Below are 22,223 nucleotides of genomic sequence, written 5' to 3' on the forward strand. Positions count from 1 at the left end.
CCTCAACCTCAGGAAGGATGCACATGCTCATCTTGATCACGGGCGGCGCCGGCTACATCGGTAGCACCGTCGCGTCTGCCTGCGAGGATGCGGGACACCAGGTCGTCATTCTCGACGACTTCTCCACAGGCCGTCGCGAGTTCATCGGCGATCGCAAGCTGTACGAGGGCGACATCGCCGACGCGGCACTGCTGGACAGGATTTTCACCGAGCAGAAGATCGACGCGGTCGTGCACTGCGCCGCGAAGATCGTCGTCCCCGAGTCGGTCGAGGACCCGCTCGGCTACTACGAGAACAACGTCGCCAAGACGGTGACGCTGCTCGAGGGCCTGAAGCGCAACGGCGTTGAGCGCTTCCTGTTCTCCTCCTCCGCGTCGATCTACGCCCCCGACGAGAACTTCGTGGTCACCGAGCAGTCGCCGCTGAGCCCCGGCTCCCCCTACGCGCGCACCAAGTTCATGTCCGAGATGGTGCTCGAGGACTTCACGAAGGCCTCCGACGTGCGCGTCCTGTCGCTTCGCTACTTCAACCCGATCGGCACCGACCCGAAGCTGCGCTCCGGCCAGCAGCTCGAGCACCCCACCCACGTGCTCGCCAAGCTGCTCGAGGCCTGGTCGAAGGGCGAGACCTTCACGGTCACCGGCGTCGACTGGCCGACGCGCGACGGCTCGGGCATCCGTGACTTCATCCACGTCTGGGACCTGGCCCGCGCACATGTCGCGGCGCTCGAGGGCTTCGACAAGGCGACCGCCGAGGACCATTACCAGGTGTTCAACATCGGCACCGGCACCGGCGTCACCGTCAAGGAACTCGCCGCATCCTTCGAGGCGATCACCGGCGACCCGCTGAAGGTGCAGTTCGGCCCCGCCCGCCCGGGCGACGTGGCCGGCGTCTACACAGTCTCGTCCAAGGCGAAGGACATCCTCGGCTGGGAGGCACAGCTCTCCGAGCAGGACGCCGTCCGCGACGCGATCGCGTGGCTGCCGGTCCGCAAGGAGATGCTGGGCTACTGACCCGGATAACGACGTACGGCCGCTCCTCATGGGGCGGCCGTTTTCGTGTGCGCGCCTCGGCGGGACTGCCGAGACAGGCTCATCGTCGGATCGGGGCGCCCCGGACGTGGTGCCGGGGCCGCCTTCGGGTCGACGAAAGGTCAGTCGGTCGCCTCGGACCACAGCTCGCGACGGCGGGAGGCCCTGCTGCGATCGACAAGGCTGGTCGCCGTGAAGACCAGCGTCAACAACGTCATGCACCAGAACAGTTTGCGGATCATGCCTGCAATCTAGGAGACGGGAAGGTCGATGCGGAAGGCGGGGCGCGAAGGATCAGACTTTGGTGCACAACATCTGGTCAATGGTTGCCCCGGGTCTGACCGGGTGATCCAGGAAACCCACCTAGTCTCGGACCCGTGCAACGAGTGATGGGTGGTGTCCCTGTGGGTGGATCAGGTTGGCGACGGTGTCCTCGTGCTTGGTCGTTCGACGACCGGCGGGCATCGGCTCGACGCCGCGCCACGGGGACCCGGGGCTAGGCTGACGCCATCATGAAGGAGACTCGCTGGTCGCGGGAGAGCCGCACCCTGCTGCATGACGCCGCCCTCGCAGGCGTCATGGCCGTCGCGACCCTCACCCCCGTCGCATTCATCCCCGAACAGGGCTACATGACGGCCGCAAGCTGGTGGTCGCTGCTGATGTGCGCGGCGCTGATCCTGCGCCGCATCGCCCCCCTCGTCTCGCTCGGCGTGGTCACCGTCGCCGGCGCAGGCATGGTGTTCATGCTCACCGCCCCCATGCCCGCGCTGCTCTGCGTACCCATCGTCGTCTACAGCGTCGGGCGCTACCGGCGCATCTCCGGCCTGCTCCCCGTGATCCCCTTCGGCATCGTCGGCTCGCTCGCCGGCCCCATCTCCTGGACGAGGGACCTCGCGGCCGACTACCGGTTCCTCGGCACCTCGGTGCTGGTGCTGCTGTGCGCGGCGGTCGTGGCGCTCGCCTATCTCAGCGGCCGCTACATGCGCGAGCGGGTTCTCAACGCGACCCTCGACCGGGAGATCGTCACGGAACGGTTCACCGCAGCGCAGCGGCAGAGCGAGCAGGAGTCGCAGTTGGCGATGGGCCGCGCACGTGCGGAGGTCGCGCAGGAGCTGCACGACGTGCTCGCCCACTCCCTCTCGGTGATCGTCGTCCAGGCCGAGGGCGCGAAGGCGCTGACCGCGAAGCGGCCGGAGGCTGCGACGCAGGCGCTCGGCGTCATCGCCGACACCGGTCGCAAGTCGATCGACGAGGTACGTCGGATCGTTGCCCTGATGCGCGGCGACACGGAGAGCCCACGGTTCGGCCCCGCCCCGACCCTCAGCCAGATCCCCGAGCTGGTCGCGGCCGCCGACGACCGAATCAGCCTCGACATCGCAGGCGAGACGCCGATCGTCCCCGAGTCGCTCGGCCTGACGGCCTACCGCATCGTGCAGGAGGCGACCACCAACTTCCTCAAGCACGCGGGCCCGACCGCCACCGCCACCGTGAGCGTCCGGTATCTCGCAGACGAGATCGATATCGTGGTGCGCGACGACGGCATCGGCGCCCTGTCGAACTGCGACGGGCGGGGCTCCGGGCTCGCAGGCATGCGGGAGCGCGTCGCCGCGATGGGTGGCACCCTGCACGCAGGGCCGCGCGCCGGCGGCGGATACGAAGTCAAGGCTCAGCTTCCGATGCCGAGCCGCCTGGGTAAGAGCTGGCTGAAGGAGGCCTCACGATGATCAAGGTGTTGCTGGCGGACGACCAGTCGCTGGTGCGCAGCGGGTTCCGCATGTTGATCGACTCCGCGGACGACATGGAGACGGTCGGCGAGGTCGACAACGGCCGCGACGCCGTCGCCGTCGTGAAGACGCGGCCGGTCGACGTCGTGTTGATGGACATCCGGATGCCTGTGATGGACGGCACGGAGGCCACCCGCATGATCGCCGAACTGGGCATCGACACGAAGGTCCTGGTGCTGACCACCTTCGACCTCGACGAGTACGTCTTCGCCGCGCTGCGCAACGGCGCAAGCGGGTTCCTGTTGAAGGACGCCCTCCCCGACGAGCTGCTCGGCGCGATCCGCTCGGTCGCGGCCGGCGACGCGGTGGTCGCGCCGTCGACCACCAAGCGGCTGCTGACCCACTTCGCCGACCTGCTGCCGAAGGCGACGCAGGAGCGGGGCAAGCGACTGGAGGCGCTCACCGAGCGGGAGCGTGAGGTGCTGGAGGAGGTCGCGCGGGGCGCGAACAACCAGGAGATCTCGCAGCGCCTCTACATGGCAGAGGGCACAGTGAAGACTCACATCGGCCGCCTGCTCAGCAAGCTGGACGCGCGCGACCGGGTCGGCCTCGTGCTGATCGCGCTCGAGGAGGGCGTCGGCGACTGAGCCTGGCGTGCAGAAACCTACGGTGAGCGCGATCGGTGCCTATAGTGGCACGAGTCTCGCTCACCATAGATCTGTGCACGGAACCGGCTGCTGATCAGGCCGGCAGTGGGGAGTCTCCTGCCCCGGCAGGGGCGGTGAGGCTCTCGGTCCCCTCCTCGAATGTCGAGGCCCCGAGGCGACGGCGGGCCGATGCCATGGCGAAGGCGCAGGCCGCGTAGGCGACAGCGATGCCGATGAAGGCTGCGACCGAGAGGCCGGAGGCAGGAAGCACGAAGGCCGCCACGACGCCCGCGAGGACGAAGGCCCCGTTGAAGGCCATGTCGTAGAAGGTGAAGACGCGACCCTTGTACTGGTCGTCGACGTGCGCCTGGACGATGGTGTCGACGCAGATCTTGAACGACTGCACCGCGAGCCCGATCAGGAAGCTGATCACGAACAGGCCGAGCTTCCAGGTCGTGAAGGCCGACACGAGCGACACGACGGCGGCGCCGATCTGCAGGCCGACGGCGGTTCGGCCGAGGCCGAAGCGTCGGGCGAGCACGGGCACGAGCGGCGCGGCGAGGATGAAGCCCGCGCCGGTGGCCACGCCCCAGATGCTGAGGTCCGCGAGGGCCGCGTCAGGATCGCTGACCGGGTGCCACAGGTGCCGGGCGGCGAGGATGACGGCGACGCTCAGCAGGCCGAACAGCAGCCTGGTCACCCCCATCAGCGCCAGCGCGACGATCGCCGTCGGCCGGGTGCGAAGGTGACGGCCAGCCTCAGCGAGGCCGCGCGCGACGTCTCGGGCACCGGTCGGCTCCGCCTCGTCCGCCTCGTCTGCAGAGGGGCCGAGCGCGTCGCGGGAGAACCCGCGGCAGATCAGCACCGAGCCGACGAAGCCGGCGGCGGCGATCAGGAAGACGAGCGAGTTGGCCTTGTCCGCGCCGAGCAGGTCGCCGAAGCCGAACCGGACGGCGAAGCCGATCACGGCACCGAGCACGACTCCGAGCGGTCCGACCGTCGGGACGATCGAGGACGCCGTCAGAAACTCGTCCCGCTCGACGGTGTGCTGCAGCCCCGCGGAGAGGCCGGCCAGCATGAAGCGGTTGATGCTCATCGCGACCAGCAGCGCCCCGAAGAGCACGATGGCCCAGGCTCCGGTGGTGAGCCCGGAGAAGATGATCACGCCGATGATCGTCGCAAGCACCGCGCGGGCGATGTCCGAGTACAGGGCGACGTCGCGCCTCGACCACCGGTCAAGCAGCGGCGAGACGAACGGCCCGATGACGGTGAACGGCAGCAGCGTCAGCGCGAGCACTCCCGCGATGGCCCAGGCGTCGGGTTGAGACTGGGGTGAGAAGAGGATGTAGGAGGCCATCCCCACCTGGAGGGTGCCGTCGGCGGCCTGGCTGAGGACGCGCAGCGTCAGCAGGCGCCGGAAGGGCGCGTGCCGCCAGAGCCGCCGGACGGCGGAGATGACCCCCATGGATCAGTCGTTGCTCTCGATGGACTCCTTGTGGGCGCGGCGGGCCTGCTCGACCTCCCAGGTCGTGCCCGTCTCGTCCATGAGCTCGGAGATCTTCTTCTCGTCGAACTTCATCAGCGCCGTCTCCGCGGCCTCCATCTTCTCGTAGTGGTGCTCACGGTCGGCCGCCTCGCCGTGGTACTCCACGTTGTTGTAGGCGTGCGCGTGACGGTGCAGCGTCTTGACCGCGGAGAGCATCTTGCCCTTCGGCGAGACGAGCGAGGCGATGACGGTGATCGCGAGCACACCGACGATGACACCGAGCGAGGTGTACGGGTCGAAGGTGTAGACGTTGATCGGCTCGCCGCCGTTGATCCACGAGAACTGGTTGGTGTGCATGGCCTCGAGGATCAGCTTGACGCCGATGAAGCCGAGGATGATGGCAAGGCCGTACTTGAGGTAGATCAGGCGGTCGAGGAGGCCGTCGATCAGGAAGAACAGCTGGCGCAGGCCCATCAGCGAGAACGCCGTCGCGGTGAACACGATGTACACGTTGTCTGTGACGCCGTAGATGGCGGGGATGGAGTCGAGCGCGAAGAGGATGTCGGTGCCGCCGATGGCGATCATGACCAGCAGCATCGGGGTGAGGACGCGCTTGCCGTTCTCGACCGTGAACAGCTTGTCGCCGTCGTAGTGGTCGGTGGTGCGGAGGAAGCGCTTCGCGAGCTTGATGACGAAGTTGTTCGCCTCGTCGTCGTCTTCCTTCTCCGGGGCGAGCAGGCGGCCGGCCGTGATGATCAGGATCAGGCCGAACACGTAGAAGGCCCACGTGAAGTTGTCGATGATGGCCATGCCGAGGAAGATGAACCCGGCGCGGGCGAACAGCGCGAAGACGATGCCGAAGAGCAGCACCTTCTGCTGGTCGGCACGGGGCACGGCGAAGCTCGACATGATCACGACGAACACGAAGAGGTTGTCGACGGAGAGGGCCTTCTCGAGGATGTAGCCCTGGAAGTAGTCGACGCCCATGCCGTGGCCGCCGACGACCCACAAGCCGATGCCGAAGACGATCGCGAGACCGACGTAGATGCCCGACCAGATGGCGGCCTCGCGCAGGGTCGGCTCGTGCGCCTTGCGCACATGGAAGAAGAAGTCGAACGCGAGAAGGCCTCCGATCACCACGATGGTGATCAGCCACACATTCAGCGAGACGTTCGTCGTCAGAAGGGCAGACGTGAACAAGGATTGCTCCTGTCAGGGCGGGGATAACGGGGTGTCTGCCACCGGTACCCTTCAGGGCCAACGTCGATGACCCGATCCAGAATACCTTTCAGAACTGGGTTCACCAATCCCGCCGAGCCTCTCCGCGGGGCCGTCAGGGCTGGCGGGTACCCTGTTGCGCAGGACCTGAGGAGGCTTCCATGCGACGGATTCTGGCCGCAATCTTCGCCGCGACACTGCTCGTGGTGGGCTGCACCCCAGACGGTGACGCGCCGACACCATCGCCGTCCGTTTCACCGAAAACCGATCTGCCGCCGGTCGACGCCGACCTGAAGCAGGTCGTCGACGCGCTCAACGCGAAGGACCTCTCGAAGCTGGCCAACGTCGCCGACCCGAAGGCCGCACAGGAGGACTTCACCACCATCTTCGCCGGGATGGACGACATCTATCCCGAGGTCAAGAGCGACGCCGTCACCTACGGGGAGAACGAGGCCGTCGCGAAGCTGAACTACACCTACAAGTTCGGCATGCACGGGTGGACCTACACGACGGAGGCGAAGTTCACCTACGCCGACGACAAGTGGAGCTTCGCCTGGGCGCCGAGCGCCGTCCATCCCGAGCTGACCGAGCAGACGCGCCTGCGGCACATCCAGCAGGAGGCCAAGCGCGGCTCCATCAACGACAACACCGGGCTCGCCATCGTCGAGGAACGTTCCCTCTTCGAGGTCGGCCTCGACAAGGCGTCGATCCCGGAGGCCGAATGGGCAGGCGCCGCGAAGGCGCTCGCCACCGCCCTGAAGATCGACGAGCCCGCCTTCCAGAAGAAGGTCGCAGACAACGGCCCGAAGGCGTTCGTGGTGGGCGCGACCGTCCGCCAGGAGGCCATCCCCGCCGCGGTGGTCGACATCAAGGGGGCACACGTCAACGAGGTGAGCGCCGTCGTCGGCCCAACCGACACCTTCGCGGCACCGCTGCTCGGCACGGTCGGCCAGCCGACCCAGAAGATGATCGACGAGTCGAAGGGCGAGCTGTCCTCCATCGACCGGGTCGGGCTGAGCGGGCTGCAGTCGCGCTACGACAAGGACCTGCGCGGAGTCCCCGGGGCACGGATCGAACTGGTCGGCCGCAAGGGCGTCGAGCCCGCGCCCCAGGTGAAGGTGCTCGCCCAGCAGGATCCGAGCATCGGCAAGGAGATCACGCTCAGCCTCGACCGCGATCTCCAGACGAAGGCCGAGTCGGTGCTTGCCGGGCAGGCGGGCATCGCGACGCTCGTCGTGCTCGACGTCAAGACCGGCGGCCTCCTTGCGGCCGCCCAGTCGCCAGCTGCGGGCAGCTTCCCGCACGCCACCTACGGCAAGTACGCGCCAGGCTCCACCTTCAAGGCCGTCTCTGCGCTCGCGATGCTGCGCGCCGGCTCGACGGCCTCGACCACGGTGCAGTGCCCGGCCAACCTCAAGGTCGGCAGCTACACCTTCGGCAACTACTCCGGCTACCCGTCCAACGGGCTGGGCTCCGTGAGCCTCACCGATGCCTTCAAGTACTCCTGCAACACCGCCTTCGTCGGCGCCGCGGGCACCGTGACGGGCGAGTCCCTGAAGGCGTCCGGCGGTTCGCTCGGCGTCGGCACCGACTACGACGCGGGCTTCACGTCCTACTTCGGCACCATCGAGCCCGGCAACTCGATCGATCTGGCCGCCTCGATGATCGGCCAGGGGCAGGTGACCATGTCGCCGCTCGCCATGGCCTCGGTCGCCGGTTCGGTCGCCTCCGGCAAGACGATGATCCCCTGGCTCGTCGAGGGCAAGCAGGCCACCTCGACGGCGGCCCCCCTCGCCGCGGCGGAGGCCCAGCAGCTCCAGACGATGATGAAGGCCACCGTCGATTCCGGAACCGGCAAGTCTCTCCAGTCGATCATGACCGGCGCGAAGTCGGGCACCGCCGAGTGGGGCAAGACCGGCGCCCAGCAGACGCACGCCTGGATGATCGCCTATAACGAGAACTACGCGGTCTCTGCCTTCGTCGAGGTCGGCGACTCGGGCGGCACGACGGCCGCGCCGCTCATCGTCCAGCTGTTCAGCTGAACCTGGCCCTCACGCGACGGGGCGCAGGTAGCGGTTCAGCACCCGGTGCCACCGGTTTGCAGGCGCACCGTGGGTCAGCGCGATCCCTGCGCAGTACTTGCTGACGGCGATGTCGCGCTGGGCGTAGCGATGCAGGATGTGGTCGGCCACGCTCGGGGTGCCCGCCGCCTTGGTCTCCACGAGCACCCTCCCCCGCGGGACTGAGGTGGTCGTGTGACGTGACTCGAAGCCGAGATCGACGTCGCAGGTGAGCCGGAGTCCCGCGTCGGCGTGCACGAAGGTCACCCTCCAGTAGCGGCTGACCAGGCTGGGGCGCAGCGAGGCCGCGTCGGGTTCGCCGTCGAGCAGGTCGTCGATGAACATCCGGCCGCCCGAACCGAGCCGGAACAGCTCGGTGGGTGACCAGTCGGTGCGGTGCTTGACCGTCTCGCCCCGTCCTCCCTTCTCCTTGACCTCCAGCATGGTGAGGTCGCTGTCCACGTAGCGGCGGGTCCGCACCTTGTGCCGGAGCCTGCGGCCCTGCACGTGGTCGCGGTAGAACTGGAGCCGAGGCGTGTCGAAGTAGACCGACTCGTAGCCGAACACCCGCAGGCCGTCGATCTCCAACGCCCTGAGCCCGGTGCCCAGGTCGTCCAGCACGTGGCCGAGCAGGCCGATGGGGAGCAGGTACTTCTTGTCGATGCGGGTCTGCAGAGCCGCCTGGTCGGTGGTCTCGGCGAGGCTGATCGGCTCGAAACGCGAGGCGAGCTCGGCAAGCACGGTCCTGTCGCAGCTCATCGGATCGCCATCGTCGGGGAGGGGACCGGCGAGGGCATCGGCTGATGCTGCATCGGCGGGAAGGGCTGCTGGGGTCCGAACGGCTGCGGACGGTCGGTCGGCCGGTACCAGACCTCGAGCACCGTCAGGTCACGGACCAGGTCGAGCTCACGGACGTCGAGTCGGCGCACCTGGCCCCCCACGCGTTCTGCGACGACCCGCTCGAGCTCGTCACGGTCGAGGATGGCGACGTCCAACGTCATGATGAGCGAGCGGCTGCCGCGGGTGAAGTGGGGCGAGTCGGCGACGGCGATGACGGCGAGCAGCACCGCGCTGAACGTGGGCGTCACCCACCAGGCTCCCGGGGCGAGGCCACCGATGAGGCCGAGCGCGAGGGCGCCGAAGTAGTAGGCCACCTCAGCCTGGCTGATCGGGTCGGACCGGAGCCGGATGATCGACAACACCCCGAACAGTCCCAGCCCGAGTCCTGCGCCCGCTCCCGCGGAGCCCAGCGCGGCGGCGACCACCATCACGCCGACGTTGAGCGTCAGGAACGCGAACATCAGGTCGCGGCGACGATGGCGTCGGTAGTAGAGCGGGATCGCGAGGATCGCGATGGCGATCAGGTCGGTTGCGATGGCGATGAGGCTGGTCGTGGTGAACATCGGGAAACTCCTTCTTCTATGCCGAAGAAGCTTGTCGCCCGCGCGTTGAGTGCCGATGAGGCTCAGATGAGAGACCTCTTACCCGGCTTCAGCGCCCGGGAAGCCCGAGGTCGCCGTGCAGATAGTGCTCGAGCACCAGGGCCAGGACGCGGATGAGTTCGTCCCGGCTGGCGTTCTTCGCCCCCGGCAGCTGCAGCCGGTGGCGGGTGATGACAAGGCCGACGATCTGGGAGGCGATCAGCGCGACGCGCAGGTCGTGGTGGTCATCGCGGGCCGAGGCCGTCACCCAGCGCAGGATCGTCCTGCCGAGCAGCTCGCGCAGCAGGGCAGCCGCCTGATCGTTGTTGAGCGCGGCACGGATCGCGCCGAGCCCGAGGGTCCGCCGCTGCCTGCTCTCCCACAGGTCGAGCGCGAGGGTGATCACCTCGCGACCGTCGCGCACCGGCCGGTCCACGGGGATCACCGCGCCGAACTCGCGCCTGACGACCTCGTCAAAGAGGGCATCCTTGCTCGCGAAGAAGCGGTAGATCAGCGCGGGGTCGACCCCGGCACGCTGGGCGATCCTGCGCATCGAGGCGTGTTCGAGCTGCCCATCGAGGAAGGTCTCGGTTGCGGCGTCGAGGATGTCCTCGCGGGTCGTCGTCGGGCCGGGCCTGCGCCCGGTGTGGCCGGTCATCGGAGCATCGCCATCCTCTCGTCAAGGGTGGCGGCGGCGCTGCCGACCCGTGCCTGCAGGTCCCCGAGCGCCGCCCGCACCGCAGGCTCGTCATCGACGAGCACCCGGGCGGTCGTGCCTGCCAGGCTGACCGGGAGGCCGGCGGCCGAGAGCCGGTCGAAAGCCGCCTGCCAGTCGCCAGTCTCGACCATGACGACCTGTGCACCGCCCAGGATGTCGGCCATCGACCCCTGTGCCGCGACCAGACCGTCGACCATGAGGACGAGCCTGTCACACTGGGCCGCCTCGCTCATGTTGTGGGTGGTCACCAGCACGCCGACGCCCCGTTCCGCCTGGGCGCCTACCGCGTCCCACAGGCTGGCGGCCTCGGTGGCGGAGACGCCGGAGGTCGGTTCGTCGAGGATCAGGAGCTCGGGTCGGTGCGCGGTGGCGATGTCGAACGCGACGCGCCGCTGCTCACCGAGGGGTACCCGCTCGATCAGGCGGTCGTCGTCGAGGTCAGGAGGGGTCGACCCGTAAGCGGCGGCCGAGAAGGCGGCGTTCTCGTCGACGGTCAGGTCGCGGTAGAGCCCCATGCCCTGCGGCACATAGCCGAGCCTGGCGCGGTTCCGGCGGGACGGCGAATCGCCGAAGAGTTCGGTGGTCCCGGATGTCGGGGAGACGATGCCGAGCAGACAGCGCATCAGCGTCGTCTTGCCCGCCCCGTTCGCGCCGAGCAGGCCGACGATCTCCCCCGGCCGGACTTCCAGGTCGACCCCGGACACGGCGTCGACGTCGCCGAACCGCTTCCCCACAGAGCGGGCCTCCACCAGTGGTGGCGCTCCGGTCGCGGGCCTGACCGGCCCGCTCTCGGCCGTCGAGGATGTCGACCGGGGCGAGGCGGCGATCACGACATCGTGCAGATCGGGGCGGATCGTTGCGGCGCCGGGCGGTGCCGTCTCGGCCCAGTGGTGGAAGCGCCGCCCGCGCCGCCAGGTACGTGCCTCCGAGGGGGCGGCGTCGACCCAGAACCGACCCGGTGCCGCGTCGATGAGTTCTGCGGGTGCACCGGCGAGCAGCACCCGTCCCTCGTGCAGGACGGTGACCGTCGCGGCCCGCTCCGCCTCGTCCAGGTAGGTCGTGGCCGTCAGCACGGCCGCTCCCTCGGCCGCCGCGTGCGAGATCAGCGACCAGAGCTCGACCCTGCTGACCGGATCGACGCCGGTGGTGGGCTCGTCGAGGAGCAGCAGCTCGGGCTGTGCGAGCAGCGCCATGATCACCCCGAGCTTGCGCCGCATGCCCCCGGAAAGCTGGGAGGCGAGTCGATCCCGGGCGGCCGTGAGGTCGGCCCGCTCGATCAGCTCCGTGATCCTGCCCGGGGCCTTCACCTTCGCGACCCGCGCGGCGAAGTCGAGGTTCTGCGTGACGGTGAGGTTCGTCCAGGAACCCGCGGTCGCGGGCAGCAGCGCGCGGCCCCTCCCGCTCGGCGCGTTGACGGTGCCGGAGGTTGGACGCACGAGTCCTGCGAGGCTGCGGAGCAGGGTGGACTTCCCGGCGCCGTCGCCACCGACCACCGTCGTCACGACCCCGGGAGGCACCCCGATCGAGACGCCGTCGAGGGCGGTCACCCCGTCAAGCACGACCGTCAGGTCTTCTGCCCCGAACATCAGGCGGCCTTCGCATGCCGCGGACTCCGGGCGCGGGTTCTGCGGGGCGCGATCATCGCGCGGAAGCGCAGCGTCGACGCGGTCAGCACGAACAGGGCCATCGCCGCGAGGACGACGATGCTCGGCCACGCCTGTGCGATCCCGGCCCCGCGGAGCAGGACCCCGTGCGAGACATTGATGAAATAGGTCAGCGGAAGCAGTTGCCCGATCCAGCGGATCGCCCATGGCATGGCCTCGAGCGGGAAGATCATCCCCGAAAGCAGGATCTGCGGGAGCATGAAGAACAGGGCGGTCTGCATGGCCTGGCCGGCGGTCGAGGAGATCGTCGAGGAGAGGATGCCGAGGCCGAGCACGACGCACAGGAATGCGACGGCGCCCAGCGCGAACACCCAGATCGGCCCGTTGAACGGGACCCCGAACAGCCAGATGCCAAGCAGGGTGATGATCGTGATGTCGATCAGGGCGATCGTGAAGTACGGGGCGATCTTGCCGAGGATGACCGCCGAAGGCCGGATCGGCATCACGGCCAACTGTTCGAGCGTGCCGGACTCCTTCTCCCGGACCAGTCCGAGCGAGGTGATCATGGTGCCGATCAGGGCCATGACCAGCCCGATGATGGCCGGGACGATCACCCAGGAGGTCTCGAGGTCAGGGTTGAACAGCACCTCCGACTCGAGCGCCCCTCCGCTGCGTCCGATCGCGAGCTGCGCCGACTGGGAGACGAACAGTGCCGAGCCGTCGAGATAGACCTTCACGGGCCGCTGCGAGCTGTCGACCACGGCGTCCACGCGGTTCTCGCGCAGCATGGTCTCCGGGTCGTCGCCCTCGACGTCGTCGCGCACGTCGAACAGTTCGGGCAGCGTGTCCGAGACCTGCTGGGCGTGCTCGCCGATGACCGCCGTGGGGATGTCGTCGACCTGGAAGTTCGCGGCGTACCCGAAGAGCAACAGCAGGACGATCGGCATCATCACCGCCATCGCAAGCGTGCGGCGGTCGCGTCCCAGCTCCCGGAACTCCTTGATGATCATGGCTCGCATGGCACTCAGGGTCCACCCGCTTCCACAACAAGTCAACGACCGTTGACTTCTGGCTCAGGGCGCGCAGGCCAGGCCCGCTCCGCGGGTCAACGGTGTTGACTTCCCCGGCTGGCCTCCTGGTGACCACGGCATCCGACGGGTCTCGCTGTCCCGGAGAGTTCTTGCGATGACGCCCGGGGGCATCCCGTCGGCGCCCGAAGGGCCGGAGCGCGTCCGTTGAGTCAGCTCGGGGTGCAGGCCCGCGGTCCAGTGGTGGTAACGCGGCCTCCGCTCAGTAAGGCTGGCCGGGGTTACCGGGGTAGCCGGCGGGAGGATAGGGCTGGCCCGGGTAGGCGGGCCGATCGTCCTCGCCGCGGTAGCCGGGTCGGCCGATGATGAGCACGAGGCCGAGCAGGACGGCGTTGACCATGCCGAGGAGCCCCAACACGAACGAGGGGCCTGCGTACCCGAGGCTCGCGAACAGCTGCGGCGCGAAGATGCCCAGGAACGTGCCGACGGTCGAGGTGATCGTCCAGATCGCGAGCAGAACCCGCGCCACCCCACGGCTGCGGACGATCGCGACGACGAAGAGGGCAACGAACACCACCTTGGTGAGGATCGTCGGCAGCAGGTTCAGCCATTCCGTGTTCAGGTGCATGGAGGCAACCTAACACCGGGTGCGGCCACCATCGCCCGCCAATGGAGGGCAGGTCGACGCGGTCAGGCTCGGGTGTCTGCGAAAGCTTTGGTTGCCTCATGCGTCTGGACGGCCGCGGCCAGTGGCTGGACGGCGGCCAGCAGGCACAACGGCCCCGCAGCGATCTGCGGGGCCGAAGAGGCGGGGTTCAGGGGCGGACGTCGCCTCGATCATCGGGGACGCCGTACGGATCGCCCGCCGAGCCGAAGGAGCGTGGCTGTTCGTAGAAGCCGTAGGGCTGGTCCCCGTACCGACCGGGCTGCGCGAGGCCGGGGTGGTTCTGCTGCCCGTACACCGTCGGCGCTCCCGGGTAGCGCGGCCGGTCGTCCTCCCCGTGGTACCCGGGACGCCCGAGGATCAGGGCCATCGCCAGCAGGACGGTGCCGATGAAGTTGACGCCGAAGCTGATGATCCCGAAGCCGGAGATGCCGATTCCGCCGACCAGTTGCGGGGCGAGGATGTTGATCACCGTTGCGATCGCCGAGACGACGACCCAGACCGCGAGCAGGATCCGCGAGATGCCCCGGCTCCGGATCACCCCGACTACGAAGAGCGCGAGATAGACGACCTGCAGAACGATGAACATGCCCGTGAACCTAGCACCCGATCCGCTCAGGCGGACGGCTCCTCGCCCGCAGCCGGCTCGGGGTCGGGCTCCTTTGAGTCGAGCTGTTTGAGCCCGATCACACAGCCGAGGATGCCGGCCAGGAACAGGGCCCTGAGCCAGGACATGCCCTCGGCGCGGATCGCCACGGAGTACCCGACGGTGAGCACCGTGCCGACGCTGGTCCAGACGGCATAGGCCGTTCCGGTCGGGATGTGCGCCATGGCGAGCGACAGGCCGGCGAGCGAGGCGATCGTCGCCACGAGGAAGATCACGGTGGGCACCGGCTCGGAGAAGCTCTTGCTCGCCGACAGGGCGTTGGCCCACACGGCCTCGAGGACGGCACTGATCAGCAGCACCGGCCAGGCGAGGCTGCGGGGGATGACGTGCCTGGTGCCACTCATGCCAGCACCTTCAGCCCGACGACGCAGGTCACGATGCCCGCGAGGAGCACAACCTTGACCACACTCGCCTTCTCGGTGCCGGTGATCATGCCCACAGGACGGTCAGCGACGCTCCGGTCGCCGTCCAGACCGCATAGGCGGTGCCGGTGGGGAGGGTGTGCAGGGCGATGCCCAGTCCGCCGAGGCTTCCGATGGCGGCGATCACGATGATGATCGTCGGCACGAGTTTCCTGAATCCGTTGGAGCGTCCGAGCGCCGTGGCCCACACGGCCTCCAGCACGCCCGACGCAATGAGGATGACCCAATCCATTCGAAGACAGTTCTCCTGGTTCAGAGGTTGGCCAGTCTTGTCTTCACCGGGTACTGATCCGTCGTCCGGGGCGGGTCGCCGAGGCCGAGTTTATCAAATCGGGACATGGATGGCCGGGGAAGCTACACTGATAGTTGAGAGTTCAATTGCTTAGGAGCTGGCCATGGACGTGCAATTCGGCATCGACACCTTCGGCGACATCACCGCTGACACCAACGGCGACCTGCTGCCCGGCGACGCCGTCGTGCGCAACGTCATCGAGGAGGCGGTCCTCGCGGACAGCCTCGGGCTCGACGTGATCGGGGTCGGCGAGCATCACCGCAACGACTTTGCCATCTCGTCGCCTGAGATGGTGCTCGCCGCGATCGGCGCGCGGACCGAGCGGATCAAGCTCGCGACCGCCGTCACTGTGCTCTCCTCCGACGATCCGGTCCGCGTCTTCGAGCGCTTCTCCACGCTGGACGCGATCAGCGGTGGCCGCGCGGAGGCGGTCGTCGGGCGCGGCTCGTTCATCGAGTCGTTCCCGCTGTTCGGCTACGACCTGCAGGACTACGAGGACCTGTTCGAGGAGAAGCTCGAGCTGTTCGCGAAGCTGATCCAGGGCGAGCGGATCACCTGGAAGGGCAAGCTGACCCAGGACCTCCTCGACGTCGAGCTGTACCCGAAGCTGGCCGACGGCCCGCTGAAGACGTGGGTCGCCGTCGGCGGCTCCCCCCAGTCGGTGGTGCGCGCCGCGTCCTACGGGCTGCCCCTGATGCTGGCGATCATCGGCGGCCCCGTCGAGCGGTTCGCCCCGTTCGCCGAGCTGCACCGTCGGGCCCTCGAGGAGTTCGGCAAGGAGCCGCAGCCGATCGGCTACCACACCTACGGCCACATCGCGCCGACCGACGACCAGGCCAGGGAGCGGCTGTACACGCCGTGGCTCGAGCAGTCCCGCAGGATCGGGGCCGAGCGCGGCTGGGGCCGGATGGACCGGTCGCACTTCGAGCAGGAGGCCGACCACGGCTCGATGGTCGTCGGCTCCCCCGAGACGGCGGCGCGCAAGATCGCCGCAGGCGTGAAGGCGCTTGGCGCTGAGCGGTACCAGCTCAAGGTCTCGACCGGTCGCCTGTCGCACGAGGCGCTGCTCGAGACGATCCACCTGTACGCGACCGAGGTCGTCCCGCTCGTCAGGGACATGCTCTCCGAGGACTGACCCGAGGTGCGGCGGCGCCCAGGCTGCTCAAGGAACGGAGACGGGACGCCTCGCACGACTCCGTCGGCGGAGGCTGCTCAAGGAACGAAAAGCGCGGTCCTCGCCGTCGGCATCGACCCGCTGACGCCGGCCGTGCCACCGGTGCTAGCGTCGAGACATGACTGAGACCCCGGCGCGCAGCGCCACTCCCCTGGACAGGATCGCCGACGACTACGTCGACACGATCGCCTCGCTCAGCCCCATGACGGCGACCCAGCTCGGCCTGCCTGGCGACGAGCGCGCCATCGACGACTACTCCCCTGAGGGTCGTGACGCCATCGCCGAGGCCACGCGCAAGACCCTCCGCGAGGTCGAGGCAGCCGAGACCGTCGACGCCGTGGACGAGGTGACGAAGGCCGCCATGATCGAGCGGCTCTCCCTCGACCTCGAACTGCACGACGCGGGCGAGAGCTACGCGGAGCTGAACAACCTCGCCTCGCCGCTGCAGTCGATCCGCGCGATCTTCGACCTCATGCCCACCGCAACCGAGGACGACTGGGCCACCATCGCCGCACGCATGGACGCCGTCCCCGTCGGGGTCGACGGCTACATCGAGTCGCTGCGCAAGGCTGCCGCCGACGCCGACGGCCCGTTCCCCGCACGCCGTCAGATCGACATCGGCATCGACCAGGCCCGCGAACTGGCTGGCCCCGACGGCTTCTGGGCCGCCTTCGCCGCCTCGGCCGAGGTGCCTGACTCGCTCGCGGCCGACCTCACCCGCGGTTCCGACGCCGCCCGGGCCGCGTACAAGCGGCTCGCCGTCGCGCTCAGCGAGCTGCACGACCGCGCCCCGGAGAAGGACGCGGTGGGCCGCGAGCGCTACCAGCGCTTCTCGCGCAGCTTCCTCGGCGCCGCCGTCGACCTCGATGAGACCTACGAATGGGGCCGTGAGGAGCTGGCGAAGATCCTCGCCGAACAGGACGACATCGCGCACCAGCTCTACGGCGACGGCACCACGACGCCGGAGGCGATCGCGAAGCTCGACGCCGACATCACGCGTCAACTGCACGGCACCGACGCGCTGCAGCGGTGGATGCAGGAGACCTCCGACGCCGCGATCGAGGCGCTCGCCGGGCGCCATTTCGACATCCCCGAGGAGCTGCGCCGCCTCGAGTGCCGCATCGCACCCACGCAGGACGGCGGCATCTACTACACCGGCCCGTCGGCCGACTTCTCGCGACCGGGACGCATGTGGTGGTCGGTGCCGCCGGGCGTCGAGACCTTCTCCACCTGGCAGGAGAAGACCACCGTCTTCCACGAGGGCATCCCAGGCCACCACCTGCAGATCGGCCAGGCCGTCTACCGGGCGAAGGACCTGAACAAGTGGCGCAGCCTGCTGTGCTGGGTCTCGGGCCACGGCGAGGGTTGGGCGCTGTACGCGGAGCGGCTGATGGCCGACCTCGGCTTCCAGGACGATCCGGGCGACCGGATGGGCATGCTCGACTCGCAGCGCCTGCGCGCCGCCCGCGTCGTGCTCGACATCGGTGTGCACCTCGGCAAGGACTTACCCGACGGCGGGGGCACCTGGAACGCCGACAACGCCTGGGCGTTCCTCCAGGACAACGTGGCCATGCAGTCCGACTTCCTCCGCTTCGAGCTCGACCGCTACCTCGGCTGGCCGGGCCAGGCGCCGTCCTACAAGGTCGGCCAGCGGCTCTGGGAACAGGCCCGCGACGAGACGGCAGCCCGCGCGGGTGACGCGTTCGACATGAAGACCTTCCACCGCAAGGCGCTCGATCTCGGCTCCGTCGGACTCGACGTGCTCAAGGAGGCGCTGCGCACCGCCTGAACCTCGCCCCTCGACGGCCGCCCTGCTCAGCGGGGCGGCCGTCGTCGTGCAATGGGCATGCGCACTTGTCGGATGGCGGATGACCGCCGTCGGGGCGCGACCTAGGGTGATCGCGATGGCGCAACCACCGGGAAACCCGGCCCGAACTGACCCCGGGCATTGGAGCCCGTATGTCGAGCGTCCACAACAGACCCCGCCGCGCACTGACCGTCGCCGCGTGCGCGAGCCTCGCTCTCGGCCTTGGGGCGGTCATGCCCACGGCCCAGGCGGCCCCGAATGACGCGCCGCTAGGGATCACCGGTTCCTGGACCGATGCCTCCGGACGCGCATGGCGCACGGAGTGCGACCCCGCCCTGACCGGACGCAACGGCTGCCGCACCTATGCCGAGGCCGACGTGATCGCGGCCGTCACCGTCAACGGGGTGCGCGGCTACCGCTGGGAGACCAGGATGGCGCTGAACAACATCGTCCGCTTCCGCTGATCCGACGCTGAGGCCCTGGGCCGCCCGATCGTGGCCCAGTGTCTCGTGCCGCGGCGGCAAGAGCGGAGCGGGGTCGCACGACCCTCGACTGCACGGACCGGTAGCGTCTGATTCCATGAATTCCGGTTCACGGTTCTCGCGACGGCTGCTGCTCGGCGGCGGCCTCGTCCTGGCCGCCTCGCCGCTCACGGCCTGCTCGGGCGGCGGCGACCCATTGCCCAAGGAGTGCCGCACGCCGGAGGACCTGACCCAGATGGCAACGCTGGCCGGAGCGCCGCTCGTCTACGCGGACAACGGTAGGGAGCAGTCGTTCGACTGTGACCCGAAGTTCGTCGAACTGCTCGAGAGTTGGGCAGGTGGGTGGGTGGCCGCCGCCGGATTCGGCCCACTCGTAAAGGTCTCGACGTTCGGTGCCTATGTCGACAAGTGTCCGTCGTGGCACGCCGCGGGCCCCGCGTTCGACATCGCGGAACTGGTGCACGAGAACGGCCAGGTGTCGTGCCACTACGACCAGTGGGGCGACGATCCGCAGCGCCTGCGCGCCTACTGGAAGCTGGCCGCTTCGCTTTCCACCCGCTTCACCTACACGCTCGGCTACCCGTACAACGCGGCCCACCACAACCATCTGCACGTCGACAACGGCGTCAACGGGTACGGCGCGACCCGGTTCGACCAGCGCTCCAACGCGCAGACCTGTGTCGTGCAGGGGGCCCTGCTGCACATCTTCGGCCGCGACGTGGAGATCACGGGCGACTACGATCGGCGCACGCGCGACGCCGTCAGCTCGGTGCAGGAGGACCTGGGGCTCCGGGAGAAGCTGACCAGCGAGGAGGGCTGGCGGGCCTTCCTCGACGCCGCCGTCGCCGAGGGCTGAGCCGCGGTGGGACACCGTCCTGGACGAAGTGCGACCTCAGGCTCGGCAGTCGGGCCAGGTCGCGATTCCTGATCTCGCTGCTCGAGTGCACCGGCTGCCTGTCCCGCGCACCTTGGTGAAGACGGCAGGCGTGCACAGATCTACGAGGAGCGCGACGCGTGCCACCATCGGCACGAACCGCGATCACGGTAGAACTGTGCACGCGCTCGCCACCTCCAGGCGGGATGACGAGGCTGTCGAAGGCCTGGAAGTCGAGGGGGTTGGTGATGTCGAGGTGTCTCGCCGATGGTCGGCGCCGACGACCACGACCCAGGTCGCTCGTCAGCGACGTCACCCGTCCAGGGGCAGCTCGCCCGGCTGGATGGTGACTCCACCGTCCCTCAGTTGGGCGACGATGGCCCGCTGCAGCGACGAGGTCTGGGGCAGGCCGTCCAACTCGACCGTCTCTGCGTTCCTCGTCTCGCGGTGGAACCCGAAGTACAGCGCGTCGCGGGTGCCGTCGCCCGGCTCGCCGTAGGGCTCGAACCGTGCCGCGAACCTCGCCACGTTCGACGTCTCTGGAAGCCTCGCGTTGACGCCGGGGTCGAGCAGCCAGGAGACGCAGGTGAACCGGGTGATCTCGAACTCGCCATAAGCCCGGAGCGCTACCCTCCTCGCCAGCTCGAGCGACTCGTCGACCAGTTTGGGGGTGAGCGGGCCCGACTCCGGGATGTGGACGCCGAGCGCACGGTCGTACGGTTCCAGCGTGTACTGCAGGCGGCCGAGCCACACCAGCGAGCCGCTGAAGTTCGTCGGGACCCACGGTCGGCCTCCGAAGCCGAAGCGGCCGTGGACGAGCCGGTACACGTGGACCTGCTGCCCGAGGTCGGCGACCGAGCGCCACGCCGTCTCGTCATCGAGCCCGCGGCGCACGAGCTCGGCCTGCACGGCTGGTGCCACGCGGATGAGCGCGACGAGCAGCGGGAAGTCGGTGCCGAGGCGATGCTCGACCGTGGGGCCCTCGACGGGGTTGAAGCGACGTTCCACCCTTGCGATGTTGGAGCGGAGCACGCCCTCGAGACGTTCCACCTCGGCAAGGTCGGCCGTGGTCAGTCGGTCGAGGCCGTCGAGGACGGCGGCCGCATCGTCGGGTCGGAAGCCGAGGCGTTCGAGGGTGGTGAGATCCATGCCGACGATCCTTCCATCCCCAAGCGCCGGCCTGAGGCCGCCTCGCGGAGTCGGGCAGAGGCTGGGTGCTGAGCGCCGCCTCAAGGGGACGAGGGGCGGCGCTCATGCGCCCGGTCTCGGGTCAGGCCTGCGAGCCGACCAGCAGGGGGAGGAGGTCGCGGGCCCAGGCCTTCGCTGCGGCGGCGTCGACGTGGTCCTGCGCCTTCTGGCCGGTTGCCTTGGCGAACAGCTTCGAGAACCAGCCGACCTTCGCCGGGACGTAGCGTCCGCCGAACGTCGCGCTGGCTTTCGCGCCGCATCGTGTGACAGCGCCGTCGTTGTAGGCGAGCGCGGCGTCGCGCTTCTCAGGGTCGGCGGCGTTCAGGCACGTGTTGAAGAGGGCGACGGCCGTTGCCTTCAGCTCCGCCTGGTTCGCCTTGAGCCACGCGGTCGCCTCGGGGTAGAAGGCCGAGGCGTTGATGCCGCTGCCGACGACCACGAGGTCGGCGCCGTCGATCGGCGGCTGCTGTTCCAGGTTGGCGAGGCGGACGTCGTGGCCGACGGCCCGCAGAACACCGGCGACTTCCTCGGCCACGTCACGGGCGGCACCCGTCCTCGTCGCGTATCCGATCAGCACAGTTCCCATGGATGGGACGATATCTTGGTGCCAATGGGTGCCTGACGGCGGGGTTCGCTAGCAAGGCAGCCCGGGCTCCCTGACGCGGGTGACTGGCGGGCACAGACCTACGGTGGGCGAGACCTGTGCCAATACAGGCACGTGCCACGCTCCTGGCAGATGTATGCACATCCCGACCCGGGATGCCTCGTGCCACACGCGGGCCCGCGGGCACGACCTCACCGGGGCGCGACCTCCGCGTGGGGTCGCGGCGAGCGGACGACCGCGGGTGCGCGTCGCTCCGAGGCCGCGTCGGGCCGACCGACGGCCGACCCGACGGACGGATCAGTCGAAGATGGGATCGACGGTGCGTGAGCGCTTGAGCTCGAAGAAGCCCGGGTAGGCGCTGACCTTGACGACGCCGTCGAACAGGTTTCCAGCCTCCTCGCCCTTCGGCGCGGGAGAGATGACCGGGCCGAAGAGGCTCATCCCGTTGACGCGGATCACGGGGGTGCCGACCTCGTCACCGACCGGATCCATGCCCTCGTGGTGCGAACGGCGCAGGTCCTCGTCGATCGCGTCGGTCTGGGCGATGTCGATGATGTCGGCATCGGCTCCGACCGCGTCCAACGCGTCGCGCACCACGTCCACGCTGACGCTCTGGCCGCCGGGATGGAGGCGCGTGCCGATCTCGGTGTAGAACTCCCGAAGCTTCTCGGAGCCGTGGCGCTGCTCGACCAGCAGGGCGGCGCGGGCCGGCGTCCAGCCGTTGTCCATGAGGTCGCGGTAGCCCTGAGGCAGTTCGCGGCCCTCGTTGAGCACGGAGAGGCTCATCACGTGGAAGGTGGTGTGCACGTCGCGCACCTTCTCCACCTCGAGCATCCAGCGCGACGCCATCCACGCCCAGGGGCACATCGGATCAAACCAGAAGTCAACGTTCGTCGTCATGGACCCATCTCAGCACACAGGGACAACGGGCCGCCGGTTTCGTCCGCCGGCGACCCGCGACCCCTGAGGGCTAGGAGGGCGCTGAACAAGGTGTGATCTGAGGCGGGTATGGCGTGAGGGGGGCGGGCGGAGCGCCGCCAAGGCCGTCTTTGCGGCAGTGAGGTCAGCACCCTGGGGTGCGACAGTCGGGGTCGTTCCGCCCGCCTGAGGCC

Annotated in this window: 22 protein-coding genes and 1 riboswitch; of the genes, 8 read left to right on the forward strand and 14 right to left on the reverse strand. The window is 68.9% G+C overall.

The features are described from left to right. Positions 1 to 23 precede the first annotated feature (23 nt). The 3 genes from galE (at position 24) to BW733_RS07260 (ending at position 3,402) form a co-directional block, all read left to right on the forward strand. Positions 24 to 1,013 (forward strand): UDP-glucose 4-epimerase GalE, encoded by a 990-nt coding sequence (galE, locus tag BW733_RS07250; RefSeq protein ID WP_077349236.1) that lies wholly within the window; start codon positions 24 to 26, stop codon positions 1,011 to 1,013. A gap of 530 nt (positions 1,014 to 1,543) precedes the next feature. Next, entirely contained in the window at positions 1,544 to 2,755 is a 1,212-nt protein-coding gene (locus tag BW733_RS07255) for a sensor histidine kinase (RefSeq protein ID WP_077349238.1), read from the forward strand. Next, entirely contained in the window at positions 2,752 to 3,402 is a 651-nt protein-coding gene (locus BW733_RS07260; protein WP_077349240.1) for a response regulator transcription factor, read from the forward strand. Before BW733_RS07255 ends, BW733_RS07260 begins: the two co-directional genes overlap by 4 nt. Positions 3,403 to 3,496: 94 nt before the next feature. On the opposite strand, the gene BW733_RS07265 is transcribed toward BW733_RS07260, so the two are convergent. Beyond that, positions 3,497 to 4,867, reverse strand: a complete 1,371-nt coding sequence (locus tag BW733_RS07265; protein ID WP_077349242.1) for an MFS transporter — start codon at positions 4,865 to 4,867, stop codon at positions 3,497 to 3,499. A 3-nt stretch (positions 4,868 to 4,870) separates the two neighbouring features. Beyond that, on the reverse strand, positions 4,871 to 6,088 hold the full coding sequence (locus BW733_RS07270) for a TerC family protein (protein WP_237268333.1): 1,218 nt from the start codon (positions 6,086 to 6,088) through the stop codon (positions 4,871 to 4,873). A 179-nt stretch (positions 6,089 to 6,267) separates the two neighbouring features. Between BW733_RS07270 and BW733_RS07275 the strand changes: the two genes are divergently transcribed. Continuing rightward, positions 6,268 to 8,148 carry a penicillin-binding transpeptidase domain-containing protein gene (locus tag BW733_RS07275; protein WP_077349244.1) on the forward strand — a complete coding sequence of 627 codons (1,881 nt, stop codon included), beginning with the start codon at positions 6,268 to 6,270 and terminating at the stop codon, positions 8,146 to 8,148. Between the two features lie 9 nt (positions 8,149 to 8,157). Here BW733_RS07275 and BW733_RS07280 read toward each other — a convergent pair whose 3' ends face one another. The 9 genes from BW733_RS07280 to BW733_RS07320 all read right to left on the reverse strand — a co-directional run bounded on the left by BW733_RS07280 (position 8,158) and on the right by BW733_RS07320 (position 14,922). Then, complete coding sequence (locus BW733_RS07280; RefSeq protein ID WP_077349246.1) at positions 8,158 to 8,925, reverse strand: polyphosphate polymerase domain-containing protein; 768 nt, start codon at positions 8,923 to 8,925, stop codon at positions 8,158 to 8,160. Next, the gene (locus BW733_RS07285) at positions 8,922 to 9,569 is read right to left on the reverse strand and encodes a DUF4956 domain-containing protein (protein ID WP_077349247.1); all 648 of its coding nucleotides are present in this window, start codon (positions 9,567 to 9,569) and stop codon (positions 8,922 to 8,924) included. The genes BW733_RS07280 and BW733_RS07285 overlap by 4 nt, the downstream gene beginning before the upstream one ends. 88 nt (positions 9,570 to 9,657) lie before the next feature. Beyond that, the gene (locus tag BW733_RS07290; RefSeq protein WP_077349249.1) at positions 9,658 to 10,245 is read right to left on the reverse strand and encodes a TetR/AcrR family transcriptional regulator; all 588 of its coding nucleotides are present in this window, start codon (positions 10,243 to 10,245) and stop codon (positions 9,658 to 9,660) included. After that, positions 10,242 to 11,891: an ATP-binding cassette domain-containing protein gene (locus BW733_RS07295; protein WP_077349251.1), complete on the reverse strand. Its 1,650-nt coding sequence runs from the start codon at positions 11,889 to 11,891 to the stop codon at positions 10,242 to 10,244. The genes BW733_RS07290 and BW733_RS07295 overlap by 4 nt, the downstream gene beginning before the upstream one ends. After that, positions 11,891 to 12,928, reverse strand: a complete 1,038-nt coding sequence (locus BW733_RS07300; RefSeq protein ID WP_077349253.1) for an ABC transporter permease — start codon at positions 12,926 to 12,928, stop codon at positions 11,891 to 11,893. The genes BW733_RS07295 and BW733_RS07300 overlap by 1 nt, the downstream gene beginning before the upstream one ends. 271 nt (positions 12,929 to 13,199) lie before the next feature. Further along, positions 13,200 to 13,565: a hypothetical protein gene (locus tag BW733_RS07305; RefSeq protein ID WP_077349255.1), complete on the reverse strand. Its 366-nt coding sequence runs from the start codon at positions 13,563 to 13,565 to the stop codon at positions 13,200 to 13,202. 187 nt (positions 13,566 to 13,752) lie between these two features. Beyond that, the gene (locus BW733_RS07310) at positions 13,753 to 14,190 is read right to left on the reverse strand and encodes a hypothetical protein (protein WP_077349257.1); all 438 of its coding nucleotides are present in this window, start codon (positions 14,188 to 14,190) and stop codon (positions 13,753 to 13,755) included. 26 nt (positions 14,191 to 14,216) lie between these two features. Then, complete coding sequence (locus BW733_RS07315; protein WP_077349259.1) at positions 14,217 to 14,612, reverse strand: DMT family transporter; 396 nt, start codon at positions 14,610 to 14,612, stop codon at positions 14,217 to 14,219. An 85-nt stretch (positions 14,613 to 14,697) separates the two neighbouring features. Then, a complete protein-coding gene (locus BW733_RS07320; RefSeq protein WP_237268334.1) occupies positions 14,698 to 14,922 on the reverse strand; it encodes a DMT family transporter in 225 nt (74 codons plus the stop codon). 26 nt (positions 14,923 to 14,948) lie between these two features. Further along, a riboswitch (guanidine-III (ykkC-III) riboswitch) is annotated at positions 14,949 to 15,007 on the reverse strand. Positions 15,008 to 15,085: 78 nt separating this feature from the next. On the opposite strand from BW733_RS07320, the gene BW733_RS07325 reads away from it, so the two are divergent. The 4 genes from BW733_RS07325 (at position 15,086) to BW733_RS07340 (ending at position 19,301) form a co-directional block, all read left to right on the forward strand. Next, positions 15,086 to 16,117 (forward strand): LLM class flavin-dependent oxidoreductase, encoded by a 1,032-nt coding sequence (locus BW733_RS07325; RefSeq protein WP_077349261.1) that lies wholly within the window; start codon positions 15,086 to 15,088, stop codon positions 16,115 to 16,117. 157 nt (positions 16,118 to 16,274) lie between these two features. Next, on the forward strand, positions 16,275 to 17,945 hold the full coding sequence (locus BW733_RS07330) for a DUF885 domain-containing protein (protein WP_077349262.1): 1,671 nt from the start codon (positions 16,275 to 16,277) through the stop codon (positions 17,943 to 17,945). Positions 17,946 to 18,196: 251 nt separating this feature from the next. After that, a complete protein-coding gene (locus tag BW733_RS07335; protein ID WP_152024609.1) occupies positions 18,197 to 18,427 on the forward strand; it encodes a hypothetical protein in 231 nt (76 codons plus the stop codon). A gap of 115 nt (positions 18,428 to 18,542) precedes the next feature. Next, positions 18,543 to 19,301 carry an extensin family protein gene (locus tag BW733_RS07340; protein WP_077349266.1) on the forward strand — a complete coding sequence of 253 codons (759 nt, stop codon included), beginning with the start codon at positions 18,543 to 18,545 and terminating at the stop codon, positions 19,299 to 19,301. Between the two features lie 330 nt (positions 19,302 to 19,631). Here BW733_RS07340 and BW733_RS07345 read toward each other — a convergent pair whose 3' ends face one another. The 3 genes from BW733_RS07345 to BW733_RS07355 all read right to left on the reverse strand — a co-directional run bounded on the left by BW733_RS07345 (position 19,632) and on the right by BW733_RS07355 (position 22,011). Next, entirely contained in the window at positions 19,632 to 20,468 is an 837-nt protein-coding gene (locus BW733_RS07345) for an acyltransferase domain-containing protein (protein WP_077349268.1), read from the reverse strand. Positions 20,469 to 20,589: 121 nt separating this feature from the next. Next, positions 20,590 to 21,093: a flavodoxin domain-containing protein gene (locus BW733_RS07350; protein ID WP_077349270.1), complete on the reverse strand. Its 504-nt coding sequence runs from the start codon at positions 21,091 to 21,093 to the stop codon at positions 20,590 to 20,592. 315 nt (positions 21,094 to 21,408) lie between these two features. After that, positions 21,409 to 22,011 (reverse strand): DsbA family protein, encoded by a 603-nt coding sequence (locus BW733_RS07355; protein ID WP_077349271.1) that lies wholly within the window; start codon positions 22,009 to 22,011, stop codon positions 21,409 to 21,411. Between the last annotated feature and the right edge of the window lie 212 nt (positions 22,012 to 22,223).

The organism is Tessaracoccus flavescens (assembly GCF_001998865.1).
GTDB classification, from domain to species: domain Bacteria; phylum Actinomycetota; class Actinomycetes; order Propionibacteriales; family Propionibacteriaceae; genus Arachnia; species Arachnia flavescens.

Coding starts and splice junctions, on each gene's coding strand:
- BW733_RS07255 (WP_077349238.1), top strand. CDS start 1,544: ATGAAGGAGACTCGCTGGTCGCGGGAGAGCCGCACCCTGCTGCATGAC.
- BW733_RS07345 (WP_077349268.1), bottom strand. CDS start 20,468: ATGGATCTCACCACCCTCGAACGCCTCGGCTTCCGACCCGACGATGCG.
- BW733_RS07285 (WP_077349247.1), bottom strand. CDS start 9,569: ATGTTCACCACGACCAGCCTCATCGCCATCGCAACCGACCTGATCGCC.
- BW733_RS07310 (WP_077349257.1), bottom strand. CDS start 14,190: ATGTTCATCGTTCTGCAGGTCGTCTATCTCGCGCTCTTCGTAGTCGGG.
- BW733_RS07275 (WP_077349244.1), top strand. CDS start 6,268: ATGCGACGGATTCTGGCCGCAATCTTCGCCGCGACACTGCTCGTGGTG.
- BW733_RS07300 (WP_077349253.1), bottom strand. CDS start 12,928: ATGCGAGCCATGATCATCAAGGAGTTCCGGGAGCTGGGACGCGACCGC.
- BW733_RS07335 (WP_152024609.1), top strand. CDS start 18,197: ATGCCCACGGCCCAGGCGGCCCCGAATGACGCGCCGCTAGGGATCACC.
- BW733_RS07295 (WP_077349251.1), bottom strand. CDS start 11,891: ATGTTCGGGGCAGAAGACCTGACGGTCGTGCTTGACGGGGTGACCGCC.
- BW733_RS07265 (WP_077349242.1), bottom strand. CDS start 4,867: ATGGGGGTCATCTCCGCCGTCCGGCGGCTCTGGCGGCACGCGCCCTTC.
- BW733_RS07305 (WP_077349255.1), bottom strand. CDS start 13,565: ATGCACCTGAACACGGAATGGCTGAACCTGCTGCCGACGATCCTCACC.
- BW733_RS07260 (WP_077349240.1), top strand. CDS start 2,752: ATGATCAAGGTGTTGCTGGCGGACGACCAGTCGCTGGTGCGCAGCGGG.
- BW733_RS07315 (WP_077349259.1), bottom strand. CDS start 14,612: ATGAGTGGCACCAGGCACGTCATCCCCCGCAGCCTCGCCTGGCCGGTG.
- BW733_RS07355 (WP_077349271.1), bottom strand. CDS start 22,011: ATGACGACGAACGTTGACTTCTGGTTTGATCCGATGTGCCCCTGGGCG.
- BW733_RS07290 (WP_077349249.1), bottom strand. CDS start 10,245: ATGACCGGCCACACCGGGCGCAGGCCCGGCCCGACGACGACCCGCGAG.
- BW733_RS07280 (WP_077349246.1), bottom strand. CDS start 8,925: ATGAGCTGCGACAGGACCGTGCTTGCCGAGCTCGCCTCGCGTTTCGAG.
- BW733_RS07325 (WP_077349261.1), top strand. CDS start 15,086: ATGGACGTGCAATTCGGCATCGACACCTTCGGCGACATCACCGCTGAC.
- BW733_RS07340 (WP_077349266.1), top strand. CDS start 18,543: ATGAATTCCGGTTCACGGTTCTCGCGACGGCTGCTGCTCGGCGGCGGC.
- galE (WP_077349236.1), top strand. CDS start 24: ATGCTCATCTTGATCACGGGCGGCGCCGGCTACATCGGTAGCACCGTC.
- BW733_RS07330 (WP_077349262.1), top strand. CDS start 16,275: ATGACTGAGACCCCGGCGCGCAGCGCCACTCCCCTGGACAGGATCGCC.
- BW733_RS07320 (WP_237268334.1), bottom strand. CDS start 14,922: ATGGATTGGGTCATCCTCATTGCGTCGGGCGTGCTGGAGGCCGTGTGG.
- BW733_RS07350 (WP_077349270.1), bottom strand. CDS start 21,093: ATGGGAACTGTGCTGATCGGATACGCGACGAGGACGGGTGCCGCCCGT.